This window comes from Pseudomonas sp. MF6396, assembly GCF_002018915.1.
Taxonomy (GTDB): domain Bacteria; phylum Pseudomonadota; class Gammaproteobacteria; order Pseudomonadales; family Pseudomonadaceae; genus Aquipseudomonas; species Aquipseudomonas palmensis.
This window is the reverse complement of record NZ_MVOK01000030.1, coordinates 17,767-38,165: the sequence shown is the minus strand read 5'-3', so window position 1 is coordinate 38,165 and position 20,399 is coordinate 17,767. Positions and strand designations below refer to the sequence as shown.

Below are 20,399 nucleotides of genomic sequence, written 5' to 3'. Positions count from 1 at the left end.
GGGTCAACCCGGGCAGGCTACCGGGCCCAGCACATTGAGCTGGCCCAGCCGGCTGCGGGTGCGGGCCAGGTCGATGGCGCTGCCGCCCAGGCTTTCGCACAGCGAGGCCTGGCCGACCAGCACCAGGTGCTTGTCCTGGTCATACAGCACGTCCACCAGGTTGATGAAGCGCTGCTGCGCCGCCATCGAGCACTGCGCCAGGTCCGGCAGGTGCTCGATCACCCAGTGGTCGTAGCGGCGCGCCAGCTCCAGGTAGTCCATCACCGCCGTGGGTTGCTCGCAGATCGCCTCGAAGCTGAAGCCTACCGCGCGCTCCTGGCTGAACAGGGCGTGCAGCGAGCGCTTGCCCACCTGCAGCCTCACCGGCGCGCCGGCCTGATCCAGGCCGGCGGCATGGCGCTGCGCCGGGCTGCCGGGCCAGAGGTAGTGACCCTGGGTGAAGCGCTGCTGGCTGCCGGAGGCCGGGTGGCTGCGGTAGTCCTGCTCGCCGCCCACTTCAAGCACCTGCATGTGCGCCTCGATCAGGCGGATCACCGGTTCGAAGCGCTGGTGGTAGAGCGGGTTGGGCAGCAGCCCGGCAGGCGGGTAGTTGGAGGTCAGCAGCACGAACACGCGGCGCTCGAACAGCGCCTTGAACAGGCCGGTGATGAGCATCGCGTCGCCGATGTCGTGCACGTGGAACTCGTCGAAGCACAGCACCTGGCAGCCTTGCAGCAGCTCGTCCAGGGTCGCGCCCAGCGCATCGTCCTGCTGGCGATGGCGGAACATGCCCTCGTGCAACTGGGCGAAGAAATCGTGAAAGTGCAGGCGGCGCTTGTGCGGATGCTCCAGTGACTGGAAGAAGCCGTCCAGCAGCCAGCTCTTGCCCCGTCCCACCGCCCCGTACAGGTACAGGCTGCGCGCCGTGCCGTCAGCCAGGTGCGCGGCCTGCTCGGCCATGCAGGCGATCACCCGCTGCTGGCCGTGGCTCAAGGTATAGCCCTGCTCATTGGCCTTTCGTCGGAAGAATTCATCGACTTCAACAGCCGCCAGGCGCTTGGCCGGCGGGTGTGCACGGGCAGCCAGGCGCTGGCGCAGGGCGCGCAGCGGCGAACGGATCCAGGACGGCGGTAAGGCGGTCAATCTCAGGCTCCTTGGGGGTACCGGGCACAGGGGCCGGCTGAGTGGGCGGCGCTAATGTACCGAATAGGGGGTTGGGCTGCCAGTCATGTCGTGCCTGGCAGGTCATGTAGGAAGGTTCTTGTACGCGGCCTATACATTTCCGAGCTTGCTGGCAGGTTTTTCTTCGGCTGCTACCCTCTGGAACAGATGGATCCTGTATTGCAAGGAGGGTAACGGTGAAGGGACGCTCTCTGGCTGCGCTGCTCGGGCTGGTTGTCGCAGACGCTGCCGCCGCCGCAGATTTTCTGGTGGAAGTTCGCGTGGATGTACAGCGCGGTTGCCAGCTGGTGCACCAGACCCGCGATGCCGGCGCCCAGGCTCAGGGCCTGCTCGACTTCGGCCGTACCGCGCGCCTGGACGATCCGCAAGGCCCGCTGACCGGCGCCTTGCTGCAACAACGCCCCCCACGTCTGGAATGCAACCCCGACACGCTGTACCAGGTGAAGGTCGATGGCGGCCAGCATGGCGGCGTCGGCGAGGTGCGCTACCTGGCCAGTGACACGCCACAGGCCCGCCCCATCCCGTACCGCCTCTACCAGGACCCGGCCTGGCGCACTCCGCTGGCGGTGAACATCGCCCAGCACGCACGCGTACCCGACTCGGGGTCGGTGGAACTGCCGCTGTACGCCCGCATCGACACCCTGGCCCAGGTGCCCCGTGTCGGCCATTACTCGGACTTGCTCAAGGTGACCGTCACCTGGTGACCCTGTGCGTGCTAAAGGAACTGGCAGCATGAAGACATCGCAGATTCTGTTGATCAGCCTCGGGCCCTTGCTGTTGTGTCCGATGGCCAATGCCGCCCTCAGCGGGCATATCCAGGCACGCCTGGTGATCAGCGCAGCCTGCCAGATCAGCAATGTGCCGGACGACAGCCCGGCCGGTGGCGGCCTGGGCCTGCTGGACTTCGGCACCCAGGGGCCAAGCTGGGCCCGCCCGCTGAGCGCCAACCTCGACCAGACCGGCGGCAGCGGCACCCTGCAGGTCAGCTGCAACCCCTCGGTGCGGGCCTTCACGGTGAGCATCAATGGCGGCAGCAACGATGCCAATGGCGTGCGCCGCCTGCGCAACGGCAGCGAGCTCATCCCCTACCAGCTGGCGGCCGATCCAAGCGGTGCAGTGCGCTACGGCATCGGCCAACAGCGCAACTTCTCGATCAGCAGCGCTGCGCAAATCCCCATACCGATCTACGGCGCCGTGGTGGCACACCCCAGGGCGCTGCCGGCCGGCATCTACCGTGACACCCTGATGGTGACCCTGGACTGGTAACAACAAGGAGTGACTCATGCATCCCAACGTCTCACGCATACTCTTCGCCGGGCTTGGCCTGGCCCTTGCCAGCCAGGCCCAGGCGGCCACGGTCACGGGCAATATCAACGCCACCCTGACCCTGACCGCGGCCTGTCAGGTGAACGGTTCGACCGCCACCACCGGGGTCAACTTCGGTAACCTGGATTTCGGCTCGCAGATTGCCCTGTTCACCGAGGCCAGCGCCCAGGTGATCGGCACCGGTGGTGGCGGCGCCATCAGCGTGCTGTGTTCGCCCGGTGCCACGCCGGTGGTGAAGGTGGGCGCAGGCGCGCATGACGCGGCCACCACCGGTGGCAGCCGCGCGCTGGCCATGGGCACCAACTACGTGCCCTATGACTTCTATACCGATGCCGGGCACACCAATCTGCTGGCAATCAACGGCACCATCACCCTCGCCACCAGCACCGGGGTGGCGCAGACCGTCAACCTGTACGGCCGCGCCGTGGGCAAGCCGTCGCTGCCGCCAGGGGTGTACACCGACACGGTGGCGGTCGAGCTGAGCTTCTAGGTCATGCGCCGGTTGCTCGGTGGCCTTGCGGTGCTGGCCTGGGCAGTGCCCATGCCGCTGGATGCCGCGCTCACCAGCACGCTTCAGGTCAGCGCAACGATTGCGGCAGGTTGCCTGGTGGTGGGCGGCGCCAGCAACTACGGCACCCTGGACTTCGGCACCCGTCCGGCGCTCGGCGCCGCCAGCGTGAACACCCAGCTGGCAGGCACCACGGTGACCCTGCAATGCACGCCCGGGGTGGCCCTGAAGATGAGCGTCGACGGTGGCCTGAACAACAACGGGGTACGCAACCTCAAGCGCACCAGCGGTACCTCGCTGGTGGCCTATCAGTTGTACCGCGACGCGGCCTTGTCCCAGGTGCTGGGCATCGGTCAGCTCGTGGCGGTCAGTTACAGCGATCCGACGGCGATCAAGCTGCCGGTGTATGCGCAAGCCCAGTTACCCGGCGTGTTGCCGGCGGGCACCTACACCGACGTGGTGCAAGTGGTGTTGTCCTGGTGAGTGCGCTCCCGGGGTTGTATCGGAACAAGCCAAAGGAGAGGGTGCATGGCGCTGTACGCACGTGGATGGCAAGGGATGGGCAAGTGGCTGCTGGTGGGCGCCTTGCTCGGCGCAGGGGGCGCCCAGGCGGCCACATCGGTGTTGATCTGGCCGATCGACCCGGTGCTGGAGGCCGACCAGAAGGCCGGGGCGTTGTGGTTGGAAAACCGTGGCACCACCCCGGCGAACCTGCAGGTCAGGGTGTTCGCCTGGCGCCAGGACGGGTATGACGACCAGTTCCAGCCCCAGCGCGAGATCATCGGCAGCCCGCCGGTAGCGACCATCAAGCCGGGTGAGAAACAGCTGATTCGCCTGACCCGCACCGGCCAGTCGCCGGCCGGCCAGGAACAGGCCTACCGCATCATCATCGACGAAATCCCACCCGCCCTGCCGGCCAGCGATGCGCAGACTTCCCAGGCGCAGATCCGCTTCCAGATGCGCTACTCGGTGCCATTGTTCGTCTACGGCCAGGGGCTGTGGAGCAAGCCGGACGCCGAGGGCAAGCGTGATGCAGCGGGCGTGGGCACGCCGTTGCTGAGCTGGCGACAGGTATCGCAGCAGGGCAAGCCCTTCGTCGAGATCCGCAACGTGGGGCCGGTGCATGCGCGCCTCACCGATGTGGTGATGCAGCAGGGCGCCCAGAGCAAGCCGCTGGTCGACGGCTTGCTGGGTTATGTACTGCCCGGCGCGAGCATGCGCTGGCCGGCACCTGCAGCAGCCTCGGCGGCCAGTGTGCTCAAAGGGCGCGTCAACGGGGCCGAGCCGCCCCAGACCATCAACCAGGGCCACTGAGCCCGGCGCCTCAAGGGCGCATGAAGATGGAGCAGGGGCCAGGGAGGACCCGGACATGGTGGGACGGCGTGCGTGAGTACTTCTCTGGCCTGCACCCGCAGCGTGACGCTGGCGGTGCTGCTGGCGGGCAGCGCGGCCGCAGGCGAACTGCCGCCACCCCCTGCGAGTATGGAGGCTGTCGCCGATGCGCCGTTGTACCTGGAACTGGTGGTCAACCAGATGAGCAGCGCTAGCGTGGTGCTGGTGCACCAGCGGGCCGGGCGCCTGTACATGGCCACCGACGACCTGCAGGCGGCGGGCGTGCAACTGCCCGGGCAGCCCGGCCCGGAACTGGCGCTGGACGCCATCGATGGCTTGCACAGCGAGTACGACAGCCAGAACCAGCGGCTGCTGGTGCAGGTGCCGGCGGCGTGGCTGCCCAACCAGCGCATCGGCGAGCGCTCGCTGGGGCCGGCCGGCGAGGCGTTGAGCAGTTTCGGCGCCTTGCTCAACTACGACGCCTACTTCAACGACACCGATGAGGGGGGCACCTACCTGGCGGCCTGGAACGAACTGCGGGTGTTCGACAGCTGGGGCACCTTCTCCACCACCGGGCAGTGGCGCCAGCGCCTCGGCGGGGCAGGCTACGAAGGCGCCCAGGAAGGTTTTCGGCGGTACGACACCACCTGGCGCTACACCGACGAAGCGCGCCTGCTGACCTTCGAGGCCGGCGACGTGCTGACCGGCGCCTTGCCCTGGACCAGCTCGGTGCGGGTGGGCGGGGTGCAGCTGTCGCGGGACTTTGCCGTGCGCCCGGACCTGGTGACCTACCCCTTGCCGGCCTTCGCCGGTGAAGCCGCGGTGCCCTCGTCGGTGGACCTGTTCATCAATGGCTACAAGAGCGCCAGTGCCGACCTGCAGCCAGGCCCCTACACCCTGACCAACGTGCCGTTCATCAACGGTGCCGGCGAGGCGGTGGTGGTGACCACCGACGCCCTTGGCCGGCAGGTCTCGACCACGTTGCCGTTCTACGTCACCAGCAGCCTGCTGCAACAGGGGCTGGCGGACTTCTCGGTGGCGGCCGGCGCCCTGCGCCGCGACTATGCCGTGCGCGACTTTGCCTACGGCCCCGGCGTTGCGGCGGGCAGCCTGCGCTATGGCCTGACCGACTACTTCACGCTGGAAAGCCATGCCGAGGCGGCCGGGTCCCTGGGCCTGGGCGGGCTGGGCGGCAACCTGCGGGTGGGCAACTTCGGCGTGCTCAACACGGCGCTGAGCCAGAGCCGCTTCGAAGGCCGCAGTGGCCAGCAGTTGAGCCTGGGCTACCAGTACAACAACCGCTGGCTGGGCTTCAACTACCAGCGCCTGGAGCGTCATGGCGACTACGCCGACCTGTCGCTGGTCGACAGCCCGTATATCCGCCTCAGCCAGCGCAGCGAGCAGGTCACCCTGAGCCTCAACCTGCAACGCTATGGCAGCCTGGGGGCGGGCTACTTCGACGTGCGCGCCGCCGACAACTCGCGCACGCGCCTGCTCAACCTCAGCTGGAGCAAGCCGCTGTGGGGCAACAGCAGCCTGTACCTGTCGGCCAACCGCGACCTGGACGACAGCCAGTGGGCGGTGCAGGCGCAGGTGGTGGTGCCCTTCGACCTGCACGGCACGCTGGCCCTGAGCCTGGAGCGCAACCAGCAGGGCGAGAACCTGCAGCGGGTCAACTACAGCCGCGCCGTACCCGCCCAGGGCGGCGTGGGGTTCAACCTGGGCTATGCCGGTGGCGACCGTGAAACCTACCGTCAGGCCGACCTGACCTGGCGCCTGCAATCGGTGCAGTTGCAGGCCGGGGTGTACGGCAGTAGCGACAACATGACCCGCTGGGCCGACGCCAGCGGCTCGGTGGTGCTGATGGACGCCGGGGTGTTCGCGGCCAATCGCATCGACGACGCCTTCGTGCTGGTCAGCACCGAAGGCTTTGCCGATGTGCCGGTGCGCTACGAGAACCAGGTGGTGGGGCACACCGACAGCCAGGGGCACCTGCTGGTGCCCTACGGCAGCGGCTACTACCGCGGCAAGTACGAGATCGACCCGCTGGAACTGCCCCCCGATGTGCGCTCGCCAAATGTGGAGCAGCGTGTGGCGGTAAGGCGCGGCGCCGGCTACCTGCTGGAATTTCCGTTGCGCCGGGTACTGGCCGCCAGCGTGGTGCTGGTGGATGCCGGCAACAACGAACTGGCCGTGGGCAGCCAGGTACGCCACGAGCAGAGCGGCGCGCTGGCGGTGGTGGGTTGGGATGGCCTGGTGTACCTGGAGGACCTGAGCGAACACAACAGCCTGGTGGTGCAACTGGCCGGAGGCGGCAGTTGCCGGGTGCAGTTCGAGCTCAAGGCGCAGGCCGACCAGGTGCCGCTGATCGGCCCGCTGGTGTGCCAGTGAAGCGCCGGCTGACGGGGCTGCTTGCGCTGCTGGCACTGCTGGCCGGCATGCGCGCCCAGGCGCTGTGCCAGGTGCTGGCAACCACGCCAGCCACTTTCGGCCTGGTCAACTCCACCCTGATACGCACCACGGTGCAGACCACCACGGCGCCCAGTGCCGGCTTGAGCTGCACCGGTTCGCTGCTGACCCTGCTGCGTTCGGATGACTCCTTCAAGGCCACCTTCACCGCCAACAACGGCACCACCGGGCTGGTGGGCCCCACCGGCGACGTCATCCTCTACACGCTGTACGCCAACAACAGCACCAGCTACCCGATCACCCGGGGCCAGCCCTACGATTTTGCGCGCAACGGCATCATCGATGCCCTGGGCCTGCTCGGCGGCACCTCGCCCAAGACCGTGCCCATCTACCTGCGCACGCAAATGACCAGCAACGTGGCGGCCGGCCTGTACCAGGAGACGTTCACCGTGGCCTGGAGCATCGACTATTGCTGGGGGCTGGGTCTGGGCAGCGGCTGCCTGGGGCGGCAGGTGTTCAACGCCACTACCACCCTGACCATCAACCTGACCGTCACCAACGACTGCCAGATCAGCTCACCCAACATCGTGTTCGGCAGCGCGCCGGTGGTCAGCGGGTTCGCCACGGTGAGCCAGAACGTCAACCTGGCCTGTACCAAGGGCAGTGCCTACACGGTGGGGCTGGATGACGGGCAGAACGTGGCAGGCGGGCGTCGGCGCATGAAATCCAGCGCCGGCAACTACCTGGCCTATGACATCTTCAAGAGTGGCGGGGGCGTGCGCTGGGGCAGCCTGAGCAGTGCGCGGCGCGCCAGCAGCGACGCCGACATCAACCCGGGCAACGGCAATGGCAGTGGCAGCGCGGCCGGCAGCCAGGTGTTCAACTACAACGCCAGGGTCTACACCGACCAGGCCACGCCGCCGGCCGGCGACTACCTGGACAGCGTGATACTCGACGTGCAGTTCTGAGCCGGCTGGCGCACGGTGCGCCACCAATACCCCAGTGCCAGCACATTCAACCCCGCTCCCAGCACGCATACCAGCAGCCAGCCGCCCCAGGCGTAGGCCAGCGTCGAGGCCAGCGAGCCCAGTGCACTGCCGATGGAGTAGAACAGCATGTAGGCGGCGGTGAGCCGGCTGTGGGTATCGGCCGGCAGGCGGTAGATCAGGCTCTGGCTGGCCACGTGCAGCGCCTGCAGGCCCAGGTCGAACACCACCACCCCCAGCAGCAGTGCCCACAGCGATTGCTGGGTGAGGGCGATGGCGCCCCATGAACCGATCATCAGCAGCAGCGAGAGGCCGCTGACCCGTTGCCCCAGGCCACGGTCGGCCAGCCCGCCGGCACGCGCGGCGGCCAGCGCCCCGGCTGCGCCGGCCAGGCCGAACAGGCCCACCTCGGTTGCCGACAACGACAGCGGCGGGGCGCTCAGGGGCAGTACCAGCGGGGTCCACAGCACCATGGCCGAAGCGAAGCTGAGCATCGCCAGCAGGGCCCGCTGGCGCAGCACCGGCTGCTCGCGCACCAGTTGCCACAACGACACCAGCAGCGCGCCGTAGCCAGTGTTGGGGCGCGCAGCCGTGTGTGCGGGCAGCACGCGCCACAGCAGCAGGGTCATCAGCAGGGTCAGCGCGGCCGACAGGGCGTAGATCGAGCGCCAGCCGGCCAGATCGGCCATCGCCCCGGACAGGGTGCGGGCCAGCAGGATGCCGATCACGATACCGCTGGTGACCATGCCCACCACATGCCCGCGTTCGGTGTCGGCCGATACGCTGGCGGCATGCGCCACCAGCAGTTGCGCCACCACCGCCAACAGGCCGGTCAGGGCCATGCCGACAAACAGCCAGGCGCTGCTGGTGGCCAGCGCGATCATCAGCAGGGCCAGCACCGACAGCAGCGACTGCAGCACGATCAGCCGGCGCCGCTCGAACAGGTCGCCCAGAGGCACCAGCAGTATCAGGCCCAGGCCGTAGCCCACCTGGGTCAGGGTCACCACCAGCCCCACCAGCGCCGGGTCGATGGCGAAGTCGCGGGCCATCGCGTCCAGCAGTGGCTGGGCGTAATACACGTTGGCCACCGCCAGTGCGCAGGCGACGGAGAACAGCAGGGCGAGCCACGGCGAAAGCCGGGGCGCAGGGGAGGCGGGCATGGCGATATCCTATGTGGTTGCATAATGAAACTGGTTGTATGCTGAGAGGACCGGTTTTATATTGCAACTACTTTTTTCAGCCTGCCGAGAGCGACCATGGTTCAGCGTACCCGCCTGCAAGATGCCGAATGCCCGGTGGCCCGGTCACTGGACGCGATCGGTGACTGGTGGTCGCTGTTGATCGTGCGTGATGCGTTTGATGGCTTGCGCCGCTTTGGCGAGTTCCAGCGCAACCTGGGCATGGCCAAGAACATTTTGGCCTCGCGCTTGCGCCAGTTGGTGGAGCACCGGATTCTGGAGCTGGTGCCGGCGTCGGATGGCAGCGCGTACCAGGAGTACGTGCTGACCGAGAAGGGGCGCGGGTTGTTTCCCTTGATCGTGGGGCTGCGCCAGTGGGGCGAGGCGTTTTTCTACCAGCCTGGCGAGGCGCATTCGGTGCTGGTGGACCGCCAGAGCGGGGCGCCGGTGGGCCCGCTGCAGCTGCGAGCGGCGGATGGGCGGGTGCTGGGGCCGGATGATTGCGTGCGGGTGGCGGGGCCGCCGCCGGCCTGACCTGCCTCATCGCGGGTCAGGCCGCTCCCACAGGGCACTGCAAGCCTTGTGGGAGCGGGCTTGACCCGCGATGGGGAGCGCTGCGGGGCGACGGTGCGCCAGCCCCTAGCGCAGCGCTGCGACCAGCTTCGCCAAGGTGTCGATCACCGCGCTGCCCAGCGCCTTGGAGCGTTCACCCGACCAGCCGGTCACCGCATCGGGCGCGTCGTCGTGGTCCTTGAACGGCATCTCCAGGGTCAGCGACAGGCAGTCATGCGCCTGGCCCACCGCATTGCATGCCAGGGTCATGTTGGCCTGCCCAGGCTTGCTGCGCGGGTAGCCGTGGGTGGTCTGGAAGTCCCGGGTCACGCTGCACAGGGTGCTGCGAAAACGCTCCTCCAGTGCCGCGATCCGATCCGTGTAGCCCGGGTTGCCTTCGCATCCGGCCGTGAACACATGGGGTATTTCCTCATCGCCATGGGCATCCAGGAACAGGTCCACGCCATATAGCTTCATCTGCTGCTGGGCGAACAGCACCTCAGGGGTGTGTTCGATGTTCGCATCCTGCCAGGCGCGGTTGAGGTCCTTGCCCCTGGCATTGGTGCGCAGGTGCCCGGCAGCGGCACCGTCCGGGTTCATGTTGGGGATCAGGTACAGGTCGGCGACCGCCAGCAGGGCCTGCACGGTGGCATCGTTACCCTGTATGCGGTCGATCACGCCCTCCATGAACCACTCGGCCATGTGCTCGCCGGGGTGCTGCTGGGCGATGATCCACAGCTTGCGCTTGCCCGCGCCCCCGTCGCCCGCCCGCAGCAACGGGATATCGCGCCCTTCGACGCTGCGCCCGGTGGCCAGCAGTTCGACGCCCGGCAAGGCGCTGGCGCGTTCGATCAGCTGATTGTGCCGCGCGCGCGGGTAGGGCTCGAAATAGGCGAACCAGGCCTGTGTTTCGCGGGGCTCAAGGCTGAAGTGCAGGGCCTTGCCGTCGTAGCGGGTCGGCACGCGAAACCAGTTCTGCTGGTCGTAGGACGCTACCGCCTGGTAGCCCTCCCATGCGGCGCTATAGGACGACTGGCTGGCGTTGTCCAGGCTGAAGGCGTGGGTATGCCCGGGCGTCAGCCCGCTGGCCTTGAAGTGAAACCACTGGAAATGCCCGCTGTGGGTGTCGGGGCGGATGTTCAGGTGAATCCGGGACGGGTTGCCGGCATCGACGAGCAGGATGTTGCCGGCATCGAATGCGCAATCGATGCTAACGGGGGACAGCGTCACGGTCATGGCCAGGCTCCGGTAGAGTTGTTGTGCCAACCACTCTACACCCCTGGATCACGACCAGAAACCGATCGCCAGCGCCGCTGCCAACCCCAGGCCGAGCGCCACCGAGCAGCCTCCCAGCGAAACACCGGCCCAGGCCTGGCGATACCAGTGCCCATCGCCCAGTTGCCGGGCCGGTGCCAGCAGGTTGCGCCAGCGCAGTTCGGTGGCATGGAACGCATGCAGGTGTTCGGGGGCGGCATCCAGCCAGCGGCGAAAGTCGATGCGCTCGCTGGCGGTGATGTCCGGGCTCTGCAGGCGCACATACCATTGCGCCGCCGCAGTGCTGGAGGCGCTGCGCACCGGCAGGGCGGCCTGCAGTACCTGGCCCATGTGCCGTTCCACGGTCGGTGCGCCGATATCCAGGCGCTGGGCGATGGCGGCGAACGACAGTTGATCGAGGCGATTGAGCAGGAACACCTGCTGTACCCGGCGTGGCAGCTTTTTCAGGCGCACGAGCAGGGCATCTTCGCCGAGGTCGGCGCTATCGTGATGGTGTTCAAGGGGCAGCAACAGACGGGTCATGTACGAGCTCCTTGCAGAAAGAAACGACTGGAGAGAAGGGGGCGTCTTCCCTGACGCTGCGACAGCTTAATCTACATGAGATTGATTCTCAAGTGCTGAATCGGCAAAGGCTTGTCTCGGGGTTACATATCGAGACATACATTTGCTATCATCGCTTCCATTCAAGCACCACCCGCCTTCATTAGCCTGAAGAGCCAAAAAAAAGACCCGGCAAAAAGCCGGGTCAAAAACCGTGATTAGCCTGATGAGGAGATAATCTGAGAGTCCGACCTAAGGGCTTTCAGTTATCCAACCAGTCTCGCGACCAGTTGTTTGCAATAATAATCGTTCTCATTTTCAAGTCAAATGAATTTTCTGTTATCCAGCAAAAAATTCCGCATCGCTGTGCCTGGTCGTTGAACCACGGCCTGCCCCACCGCCGTTCCCGTTGCCCATCATCCCTCCCTTGATTGAAGCTCCTGCCGCCTGGCCTGTTCCGCGAGGCTGCGGTCCAGCAGCGCCCTGGCCATGTTGATCATGTGCATCACCGAGAAGGCCATGTCCCGTGAGTTGCCCTTGAGGTTGTCGGCCGACTCGTAGGCGCTGGCTGCGGCGCAGCGCAGCATGCTCGAGGCGTGTTCGGTGGCCGCTTCGGCCGAGAGGTCCTGGCGGGCGATGAACAGCTGGTCGTCCGTGTGGCTGACCGTAGATGGGGTAGGGTTGAGGTAATAGTCCAGTGCGCGGCGTGCCGCTTCGCTGTCCAGGTCGTTGAAAGGGGGTGGGGTCATGGGGCTGCCTTCCTTGTAGTGAGTAGGAAAAGATTACCCTTCAATCCTAAGTACATGTTGTATTGTATTCCATCGCTTAAATACTACAGAGTATGTATTGAGTCGCTGCTGTCAGTCCGTATCGTGCCAGCGATGAAAAAATGGAATGAACTGGCGAAAGCCAGAATGCGCGAGCTGGGCCTCACGCAGGAGAAACTGGCCGAACGCCTCGGGGTGACCCAAGGTGGCGTTGGCCATTGGATTCGGGGAAGGAACAACCCACCGCTGGCCACCATCGACGAAATCCTGCGGATACTGGGCATGGGGCGCATGGGCGTGGTCTGCGACGACGCCGTCGCGGAGCCGTCCGGGGTCTATGCCACACCGGCGCTGGGTGCATTCCGCTACCCGCTGTCGGACTGGGAGCACCTAGCCGAGCCTGTCGAAGGCGCGCCGACCGTGCTCAGCGACCACCTGGCCGATGGCCCGTGCTACTGGCTGACGGTGGAAGGTGACGCGATGAATTCGCCCATGGGCCTGAGTGTGCCGGCGGGCATGATGGTGCTGGTGGACAGCGGTCGAACTGCCGAGATCGGCGCGCTGGTGATCGCGCGCCTGCCCGGCAATCCTGTCGCGGTGTTTCGCCAGCTGGTCGAGGAGGGTGGTCAGCGGTACTTGCAGCCGCTCAATCCCACCTGGCCCAAACTGACGTGGGAGGAGGGCACCGAGGTGCTCGGTGTGGTGGTGCAGGCGTCTATCCGGCTGGGCTGAAAAGCGTCGCTGGCAAGCCGGCCCACACAGGGTTTCGTGGCGCCCACAAAACCCTGTGCAAGTGCAGTGCCGTCAGCCTTCCTGAACCTCCAGCTCCACCAGCGCGGCCCCTTCGCTGACCATCTCGCCTTCCTGGCAATACAGCGCCTTGACCGTCCCGGCCTGGGGTGCGCGGATGCTGTGCTCCATCTTCATGGCCTCCAGCACCACCAGTTGCGTGCCGGCTTCGACCACCTGACCGACCTCCACCAATACCCGCACGATGCTGCCGTTCATGGGCGCACTCATGCCGCCCTGGTGCGCATGGCCGGCGTCCGCCTCGGCAATCGGGTCGAAAGCGCTTACCCCGTGCAGCTCGCCATCCCACTCCAGATACAGCGTTTGCCCACGGCGCACGGCCAGGTGCCTGCGCCGCACGCCTTCGTGCTCGATCACCAGGTGCTCGCCGTCCATGCGCGCGGACAACGACCCGGGGTTCAGGCTCAGTGCCCGATCTTCGCCATTGCAGCGCAGGTGCAGGGCGGTCTGCGCCGGTACGCCCGGCCTGAAACCGGTGGCGGCTGCCCACGGCGAGTGCCGGTCATCAGCGCGCACGCAGGCGGGGCGCGATTGCTGGAAGGCCTGCCCGGCAGCCTGCCAGAACGCTGTCGGCAACGCGACGGGCGCGGGCAGCAGTTGATCCTGATAGCGCGGGATGAACCCGGTATCCAGTTCGGCCTCGGCGAAGGCGCGGTGGGCCAGGATGCGGCGCAGGAAGGCGATGTTGGTCTTCAGGCCGCCAATGGCGAAGCTGTCGAGCATCGCCAGCAGGCGCAGGCGTGCCTGCTCCCGGTTCTCGCCCCAGGCAATCAGCTTGCCCAGCATCGGGTCGTAGAACGGCGAGATGCTGTCACCTTCGCACACGCCGCTGTCGACCCGGCGCCCTTCGCCCGGCGCCGACTCGCGGTACAGCGCCAGGTGCCCGGTGGCCGGCAGAAAGTCGTTGGCCGGGTCCTCGGCGTACAGGCGTACTTCGATGGCATGCCCGTGCAGCGGCACCTGGTCCTGCGTCAGCGGCAGCGCCTCGCCGCACGCCACGCGGATCTGCCAGGCCACCAGGTCCAGGCCGGTGATCGCCTCGGTCACCGGGTGCTCCACCTGCAGGCGGGTGTTCATTTCCATGAAGAAGAATTCGCCGCGGGCATCGAGCAGGAACTCGACCGTGCCTGCGCCCACATAGCCGATGGCCTTGGCCGCACGTACCGCCGCCTCGCCCATGGCCTGGCGCTGCGCCGGGCTCAGGCCGGGGGCCGGGGCTTCCTCGACCACCTTCTGGTGACGACGCTGGATCGAGCAGTCGCGCTCGTTCAGGTACAGGCAGTTGCCATGCTGGTCGGCGAACACCTGGATCTCGACGTGACGCGGCTTGAGCACGTACTTTTCGACCAGCATGCGTGCGTCGCCGAACGACGACAGCGCTTCACGCTGGGCCGAGGCCAGGGCTTCACCCAGCTGGCTTTCCTGCTCGACCACCTTCATGCCCTTGCCACCGCCACCGGCGGTGGCCTTGAGCAGTACGGGGTAGCCGATGCGCTGGGCGGCCGCGCGGAAGGTCTCCAGGTCCTGGGCTTCGCCGTGGTAGCCAGGCACCAGCGGTACCCCGGCCACTTCCATCAGCGCCTTGGCCGCCGACTTGCTGCCCATTGCGTCGATGGCACTGGCCGGCGGGCCGAGGAAGATCAGCCCAGCCTCTTCGATGGCCCGGGCAAAGCCTGCGTTCTCCGACAGAAAGCCGTAGCCCGGGTGTATCGCCTGGGCGCCGCTGGCCTTGGCCGCGGCAATCAGCCTGGGGATGTCCAGGTAGCTCTCGGCCGCCTTGGCGCCACCCAGGTCAACCCGGATATCCGCTTCGCGGCTGTGCCGCGCATCGCGGTCGATGGCGCTGTGCACGGCCACGGTGGTCAGGCCCATGGCCTTGGCGGTGCGCATCACGCGGCAGGCGATCTCGCCACGGTTGGCGACCAGCAGGGTGGTCAGCAGAGGGCGGCTCATGGGCGTGGCTCCTTGTCCGAAGCGGGGGTTTGCCAGGCTGGCGTGCGTTTTTCGAGGAAGGCGCGCAGGCCCTCCTGGCCTTCGGCGCTCACGCGGATACGCGCAATGGCGCCTTCACAGTAGCGGCGCAGGGCAGGGGTGAGCTCACCATTGCCCACTTCACGCAGCAGCTCCTTGCTGGCGCACATGGCCTGCGGGCTGTTGAGCAGCAGGTTGTCGACCCAGCGCTCGACCTCGGCATCCAGCTGCGCGGCGGGGCAGGTTTCGGCCAGCAGGCCCAGTTCGCGGGCCCGCTCGCCGCTGAAGCGTTCGGCGGTCAGGGCATAGCGGCGGGTGGCGCGCTCGCCCATGGCCTGTACCACGAACGGGCTGATCACCGCCGGCGCCAGGCCGATGCGCACTTCCGACAGGCACAGCTGCGCGTCGTCGGCACCGATGGCCATGTCGCAGCAACTGATCAGCCCCACGGCACCGCCGAAGGCTGCGCCCTGGACCACCGCCAGGGTCGGCACCTTGAGCCGCGCCAGGTTGTACATCAGCTCGGCCAGCTCGCGGGCGTCGTCCAGGTTGGTGTTGTAGTCCAGCTGCGCCGACTGCTGCATCCAGGCAAGGTCGGCGCCGGCACTGAAGTGCCGGCCGCGCCCGCGCAGCACCATGAAGCGCAGGCTGGCGTCGTTGCCGATCTGGTCGATGGCGATGATCAGTTCGCGGATCATCTGCGCGTTGAAGGCGTTGTTCTTGGCCTCGCGGCTCAGCCACAGGGTGGCGAAGCCGCGCGGGTCGCGAATCAGTTCAAGGGTAGAGAAGTCGCTCATCGGTCACATCCGGAAAATGCCGAAACGGCTCGGTTCGATCGGGGCATTGAGGGCTGCCGAGAGGGCCAGGCCGAGAATCTCGCGGGTTTGCGCAGGGTCGATGACGCCGTCGTCCCACAGCCTTGCGCTGGAATAGTAGGGGTGGCCCTGGTGTTCGTACTGGTCCAGGATCGGCTGCTTGAGCTGCGCCTCGTCCTGCGGGCTGAAAACCTGGCCGCTGCGCTCGCTCTGTTCGCGCTTGACCTGGGCCAGCACGCCTGCGGCCTGTTCGGCGCCCATCACGCCGATGCGCGCGTTGGGCCACATCCACAGAAAGCGCGGGTCGTAGGCACGCCCGCACATGCCATAGTTGCCGGCACCGAAGCTGCCGCCGATGATCACGGTGAACTTGGGCACCTGGGCGCAGGCCACTGCGGTCACCAGCTTGGCGCCATGCTTGGCGATGCCGCCGGCCTCGTACTTCTGGCCCACCATGAAGCCGGTGATGTTCTGCAGGAACAGCAGCGGGATGCCGCGCTGGCAGGCCAGCTCGATGAAGTGCGCGCCTTTCTGCGCGGCCTCGGCGAACAGGATGCCGTTGTTGGCCAGAATCGCCACCGGGTAGCCGTGCAGGTGGGCAAAGCCGCACACCAGCGTGGTACCGAACAGCGCCTTGAACTCGTCGAACAGCGAGCCGTCCACCAGGCGCGCGATCACCTCGCGCACATCGAACGGCTGCTTGGCATCGGCCGGCACCACGCCGTACAGCTCGTCGGCTGCGTACAGCGGGGCGATCGGGGTGCGCACCTGCAGCTGGCCCAGCTTGCGCCAGTTGAGGTTGGCCACGCAGCGCCGGGCGATGGCCAGGGCGTGTTCGTCGTTGTCGGCATAGTGGTCGGCCACGCCGCTGACCTTGCAGTGCACGTCGGCACCGCCCAGGTCTTCGGCGCTGACCACCTCGCCGGTGGCGGCTTTGACCAGCGGCGGGCCGGCCAGGAAGATGGTGGCCTGCTGGCGCACCATGATCGCCTCGTCGGCCATGGCCGGCACGTAGGCACCGCCGGCGGTGCACGAGCCCATCACCACGGCGATCTGCGGGATGCCCTGGGCGCTCATGGTGGCCTGGTTGAAGAAAATGCGGCCGAAGTGCTCGCGGTCGGGGAACACCTCGTCCTGGCGCGGCAGGTTGGCGCCGCCGGAGTCCACCAGGTACACGCAGGGCAGGCGGTTCTGCTGGGCGATGGTCTGGGCGCGCAGGTGCTTCTTGACGGTCAGCGGGTAGTACGAGCCGCCTTTGACCGTGGCGTCGTTGGCCACGATCATGCACTCCACGCCCTCGATGCGGCCGATGCCGGCGATCACGCCGGCGGCAGGCACGTCTTCGCCGTACACCTCGTGGGCGGCCAGCTGGCCGATCTCCAGAAACGGCGAACCCGGGTCGAGCAGGCGGTCGATGCGGTCGCGCGGCAGCAACTTGCCGCGTGAGGTGTGGCGCTCCTGGGCTTTGGGCCCGCCGCCCTGGTGCACGCTGGCGAGCAGGTCACGCAGGCCTTGCACCTGCTCGAGCATGGCCGCGCTGTTGAGCGCGAATTCGGGCGCGCGGGGGTTCAACTGAGACTTCAGAATCATCGTGGCTCCTGGCGCAGCTTCAAGCGGCAAGCTCCAAGCTGCAAGAGTGGGTCTGCGTTATGGCGGCGTTGCCGCTGAGCGCCTCAGCGCGTCTCGTTGAACAGCTCGCGACCGATCAGCATGCGCCGGATCTCGCTGGTGCCGGCGCCGATCTCGTACAGCTTGGCGTCGCGCAGCAGGCGGCCTGCGGGGAATTCGTTGATGTAGCCGTTGCCGCCCAGAATCTGGATTGCCTCGAGGGCCATCTGGGTGGCGCGCTCGGCGGTATAGAGGATCACCCCGGCGGCGTCCTTGCGGGTGGTCTCGGCGCGATCACAGGCCTGGGCCACGGCATACAGGTAGGCGCGGCTGGCATTGAGCTGGGTGTACATGTCGGCGATCTTGCCCTGGATCAGCTGGAACTCGCCGATGCTCTGGCCGAACTGCTTGCGGTCGTGGATGTAGGGCACCACCAGGTCCATGCACGCCTGCATGATCCCGGTAGGGCCGCCGGAGAGCACCACACGCTCGTAGTCCAGGCCGCTCATCAGCACCTTCACGCCACCGTTGAGCTGGCCGAGGATGTTCTCCTGGGGCACCTCGACGTTGTCGAAGAACAGCTCGCAGGTGTTGGAACCGCGCATGCCCAGCTTGTCGAACTTGTTGCTGCGGCTGAAGCCGGCCCAGTCGCGCTCGACGATGAACGCGGTGATGCCGTGGGGGCCCTTTTCCAGGTCGGTCTTGGCATAGATCACGTAGGTGTTGGCGTCGGGGCCGTTGGTGATCCAGGTCTTGCTGCCGTTGAGCACGAAGCGGTCGCCGCGCTGTTCGGCACGCAGTTTCATCGACACCACGTCGGAGCCGGCGTTGGGCTCGCTCATGGCCAGGGCGCCGATGTGCTCGCCGCTGATCAGCTTGGGCAGGTATTTGGCTTTCTGTTCGGCGGTGCCGTTGCGGTTGATCTGGTTGACGCAGAGGTTGGAGTGGGCGCCGTAGGAGAGCGCGACCGAGGCCGAGCCGCGGCTGATTTCTTCCATGGCCACCACGTGGGCCAGGTAGCCCAGGCCCGCGCCGCCGTATTCTTCGCTGACGGTGATGCCCAGCAGGCCCATGTCGCCGAACTTGCGCCACATGTCGGCGGGGAACAGGTTGTCCTGGTCGATCTGCGCCGCACGCGGGGCCAGCTCGGCTGCGACGAACGCCTGCACCTGGTCGCGGAGCATGTCGATGGTTTCGCCCAGGGCGAAGTTCAGGGTCGGATAACGCATGCTGGCACCTTTCTTGTCGATTGTTCTTTGAGTGGCGTGGTGGTTGACCCGCGATCAAGGCGCTGCGATCTGTCACCTTTACGTTAACGTAAACCCCGCACCGAACACTGTCAATCTCCCCATGACCTTTACGTTAACGTTAATTTGCGCCACATTAGGTCTCGCGTGAATCAGCACCCACAACAATCACAATACGGGGTCGTCATGAATCAACCGAGCTACACCCAGGGTCGCCAGGACAAACCGCTGCTGGCCATGACCATTGGCCAGGCCCTGGATAACACCGTGGCGCGCTTTGCCGAGCGCGAGGCATTGGTGGTACGCCACCAGCAACTGCGCTACAGCTGGCGCGAACTGGCCGACAGCATCGACCTGCATGCCCGCGCCCTGATGGCGCTGGGCCTGAAGACCGGCGACCGCCTGGGTATCTGGGCGCCCAACTGCGCGCAGTGGTGCATCGCCCAGTTCGCCACCGCCAAAATCGGCGTGATCCTGGTCAACATCAACCCGGCCTACCGCACCAGCGAACTGGAATACGTGCTGCGCCAGTCTGCCTGCCAGTGGCTGATCTGCGCCGGCACCTTCAAGACCTCCGACTACCATGCCATGCTTGGCGAACTGCTGCCGGAGCTGGCGCACCAGGCGCCAGGCCAGCTCAATGGCGAGCGCCTGCCCGACCTGCGCGGGCTGATCAGCCTCGACGACGCGCCGCCGGGCGGCTTCCTGCCGTGGGCGGCGCTGGCCGGCATGGCCGAGCAGGTCGCCCCGGCCGAGTACCAGCAGCGCCAGCAGAGCCTGCAGTTCGACCAGCCGGTGAACATCCAGTACACCTCCGGCACCACGGGCTTCCCCAAGGGCGCGACCCTGAGCCACTACAACATCCTCAACAACGGCTACATGGTCGGCGAGAGCCTGGGCCTGACCGAGCATGACCGCATGGTGATCCCGGTGCCGCTGTACCACTGCTTCGGCATGGTCATGGGCAACCTGGGCTGCATCACCCACGGCACCACCATGATCTACCCCAACGACGCCTTCGACCCGCTGCTGACCCTCGAAGGCGTGGCCCGCGAGCGCGCCACCGTGCTGTACGGGGTGCCGACCATGTTCATCGCGCTGCTCGACCAGCCGCGGCGCGGCGACTACGACCTGAGCAGCCTGCGCACCGGCATCATGGCCGGTGCTACCTGCCCGATCGAAGTGATGCGTCGGGTGATCGACCAGTTGCACATGGGCGAGGTGCAGATCGCCTACGGCATGACCGAGACCAGCCCGGTGTCGCTGCAGACCGGCCCGGACGACGAGCTGGAGCTGCGCGTGACCACGGTAGGGCGCACCCAGCCGCAGCTGGAGAGCAAGATCGTCGACGAACACGGCTGCATCGTGCCGCGTGGCACCATCGGCGAGCTGTGTACGCGTGGCTACAGCGTGATGCTGGGCTACTGGGGCAACCCGGCGGCCACCAGCGAGGCGATCGACCCGGCGGGCTGGATGCACACCGGCGACCTGGCGAGCATGGACGAGCAGGGCTACGTGTGCATTGCCGGGCGCAACAAGGACATGATCATTCGCGGTGGCGAGAACATCTACCCGCGCGAGCTGGAGGAGTTCTTCTTCACCCACCCGTCGGTGGCGGACGTGCAGGTGATCGGCATTCCGGATGAGCGTTACGGCGAGGAGATCGTGGCGTGGATCAAGCTGCACCCTGGGCACAGCGCCACCGATGGGGAGCTGCAGGCCTGGTGCAAGAGCCGCATCGCGCACTTCAAGACGCCGCGACATTTTCGTTTCGTCGAGGAGTTTCCGATGACGGTGACCGGCAAGATCCAGAAGTTTCGCATGCGCGAGATCAGCATCGAGGAGTTGTGCAGCCGTTGAGCTCGGCGTTTCAGCCATCGCGGGTCAAGCCCGCTCCCACAGGTATCGCGCATT

Annotated in this window: 19 protein-coding genes; 10 read left to right on the top strand and 9 right to left on the bottom strand. The window is 66.7% G+C overall.

Annotation, left to right across the window (positions count from 1 at the left end):
- Positions 1 to 3 precede the first annotated feature (3 nt).
- Positions 4 to 1,122, bottom strand: a complete 1,119-nt coding sequence (gene zapE, locus MF6396_RS23930; protein ID WP_078481713.1) for a cell division protein ZapE — start codon at positions 1,120 to 1,122, stop codon at positions 4 to 6.
- Positions 1,123 to 1,337: 215 nt separating this feature from the next.
- Between zapE and MF6396_RS23925 the strand changes: the two genes are divergently transcribed.
- The 7 genes from MF6396_RS23925 to MF6396_RS23895 all read left to right on the top strand — a co-directional run bounded on the left by MF6396_RS23925 (position 1,338) and on the right by MF6396_RS23895 (position 7,704).
- Positions 1,338 to 1,865 (top strand): Csu type fimbrial protein, encoded by a 528-nt coding sequence (locus tag MF6396_RS23925; RefSeq protein WP_078481712.1) that lies wholly within the window; start codon positions 1,338 to 1,340, stop codon positions 1,863 to 1,865.
- 28 nt (positions 1,866 to 1,893) lie between these two features.
- Positions 1,894 to 2,427, top strand: coding sequence for a Csu type fimbrial protein (locus tag MF6396_RS23920; RefSeq protein ID WP_043863971.1), 534 nt, complete (start codon positions 1,894 to 1,896; stop codon positions 2,425 to 2,427).
- A gap of 16 nt (positions 2,428 to 2,443) precedes the next feature.
- On the top strand, positions 2,444 to 2,977 hold the full coding sequence (locus MF6396_RS23915) for a Csu type fimbrial protein (RefSeq protein ID WP_043863970.1): 534 nt from the start codon (positions 2,444 to 2,446) through the stop codon (positions 2,975 to 2,977).
- Between the two features lie 3 nt (positions 2,978 to 2,980).
- Entirely contained in the window at positions 2,981 to 3,478 is a 498-nt protein-coding gene (locus tag MF6396_RS23910; RefSeq protein ID WP_043863969.1) for a Csu type fimbrial protein, read from the top strand.
- Positions 3,479 to 3,523: 45 nt separating this feature from the next.
- Entirely contained in the window at positions 3,524 to 4,309 is a 786-nt protein-coding gene (locus MF6396_RS23905) for a fimbrial biogenesis chaperone (RefSeq protein WP_078481711.1), read from the top strand.
- A 168-nt stretch (positions 4,310 to 4,477) separates the two neighbouring features.
- On the top strand, positions 4,478 to 6,718 hold the full coding sequence (locus MF6396_RS23900) for a fimbria/pilus outer membrane usher protein (protein ID WP_102063831.1): 2,241 nt from the start codon (positions 4,478 to 4,480) through the stop codon (positions 6,716 to 6,718).
- A 47-nt stretch (positions 6,719 to 6,765) separates the two neighbouring features.
- On the top strand, positions 6,766 to 7,704 hold the full coding sequence (locus MF6396_RS23895; protein WP_078481722.1) for a Csu type fimbrial protein: 939 nt from the start codon (positions 6,766 to 6,768) through the stop codon (positions 7,702 to 7,704).
- Here MF6396_RS23895 and MF6396_RS23890 read toward each other — a convergent pair.
- Positions 7,668 to 8,882, bottom strand: coding sequence for an MFS transporter (locus MF6396_RS23890; RefSeq protein WP_078481709.1), 1,215 nt, complete (start codon positions 8,880 to 8,882; stop codon positions 7,668 to 7,670). The genes MF6396_RS23895 and MF6396_RS23890 overlap by 37 nt on opposite strands.
- Positions 8,883 to 8,978: 96 nt before the next feature.
- Between MF6396_RS23890 and MF6396_RS23885 the strand changes: the two genes are divergently transcribed.
- Entirely contained in the window at positions 8,979 to 9,434 is a 456-nt protein-coding gene (locus MF6396_RS23885) for a winged helix-turn-helix transcriptional regulator (RefSeq protein WP_043863967.1), read from the top strand.
- A 105-nt stretch (positions 9,435 to 9,539) separates the two neighbouring features.
- On the opposite strand, the gene MF6396_RS23880 is transcribed toward MF6396_RS23885, so the two are convergent.
- The 3 genes from MF6396_RS23880 to MF6396_RS23870 all read right to left on the bottom strand — a co-directional run bounded on the left by MF6396_RS23880 (position 9,540) and on the right by MF6396_RS23870 (position 12,016).
- On the bottom strand, positions 9,540 to 10,688 hold the full coding sequence (locus MF6396_RS23880; protein WP_043863966.1) for a M14 family metallopeptidase: 1,149 nt from the start codon (positions 10,686 to 10,688) through the stop codon (positions 9,540 to 9,542).
- Between the two features lie 48 nt (positions 10,689 to 10,736).
- The gene (locus tag MF6396_RS23875) at positions 10,737 to 11,249 is read right to left on the bottom strand and encodes a DUF4880 domain-containing protein (RefSeq protein WP_043863965.1); all 513 of its coding nucleotides are present in this window, start codon (positions 11,247 to 11,249) and stop codon (positions 10,737 to 10,739) included.
- 434 nt (positions 11,250 to 11,683) lie between these two features.
- The gene (locus tag MF6396_RS23870) at positions 11,684 to 12,016 is read right to left on the bottom strand and encodes a DUF6124 family protein (protein WP_054914395.1); all 333 of its coding nucleotides are present in this window, start codon (positions 12,014 to 12,016) and stop codon (positions 11,684 to 11,686) included.
- Positions 12,017 to 12,148: 132 nt separating this feature from the next.
- On the opposite strand from MF6396_RS23870, the gene MF6396_RS23865 reads away from it, so the two are divergent.
- Positions 12,149 to 12,766, top strand: a complete 618-nt coding sequence (locus tag MF6396_RS23865; protein ID WP_078481708.1) for a LexA family protein — start codon at positions 12,149 to 12,151, stop codon at positions 12,764 to 12,766.
- Positions 12,767 to 12,838: 72 nt separating this feature from the next.
- On the opposite strand, the gene MF6396_RS23860 is transcribed toward MF6396_RS23865, so the two are convergent.
- From MF6396_RS23860 to MF6396_RS23845, 4 genes are all read right to left on the bottom strand, one after another.
- Positions 12,839 to 14,797 (bottom strand): acetyl/propionyl/methylcrotonyl-CoA carboxylase subunit alpha, encoded by a 1,959-nt coding sequence (locus MF6396_RS23860; RefSeq protein ID WP_078481707.1) that lies wholly within the window; start codon positions 14,795 to 14,797, stop codon positions 12,839 to 12,841.
- The gene (locus tag MF6396_RS23855) at positions 14,794 to 15,612 is read right to left on the bottom strand and encodes a gamma-carboxygeranoyl-CoA hydratase (protein ID WP_043863961.1); all 819 of its coding nucleotides are present in this window, start codon (positions 15,610 to 15,612) and stop codon (positions 14,794 to 14,796) included. The genes MF6396_RS23860 and MF6396_RS23855 overlap by 4 nt, the downstream gene beginning before the upstream one ends.
- 3 nt (positions 15,613 to 15,615) lie before the next feature.
- A complete protein-coding gene (locus MF6396_RS23850) occupies positions 15,616 to 17,220 on the bottom strand; it encodes a carboxyl transferase domain-containing protein (protein ID WP_043863960.1) in 1,605 nt (534 codons plus the stop codon).
- 83 nt (positions 17,221 to 17,303) lie between these two features.
- Entirely contained in the window at positions 17,304 to 18,467 is a 1,164-nt protein-coding gene (locus MF6396_RS23845; protein WP_043863959.1) for an isovaleryl-CoA dehydrogenase, read from the bottom strand.
- Between the two features lie 204 nt (positions 18,468 to 18,671).
- On the opposite strand from MF6396_RS23845, the gene MF6396_RS23840 reads away from it, so the two are divergent.
- The gene (locus MF6396_RS23840; RefSeq protein WP_078481706.1) at positions 18,672 to 20,345 is read left to right on the top strand and encodes an AMP-binding protein; all 1,674 of its coding nucleotides are present in this window, start codon (positions 18,672 to 18,674) and stop codon (positions 20,343 to 20,345) included.
- Positions 20,346 to 20,399: the final 54 nt, after the last annotated feature.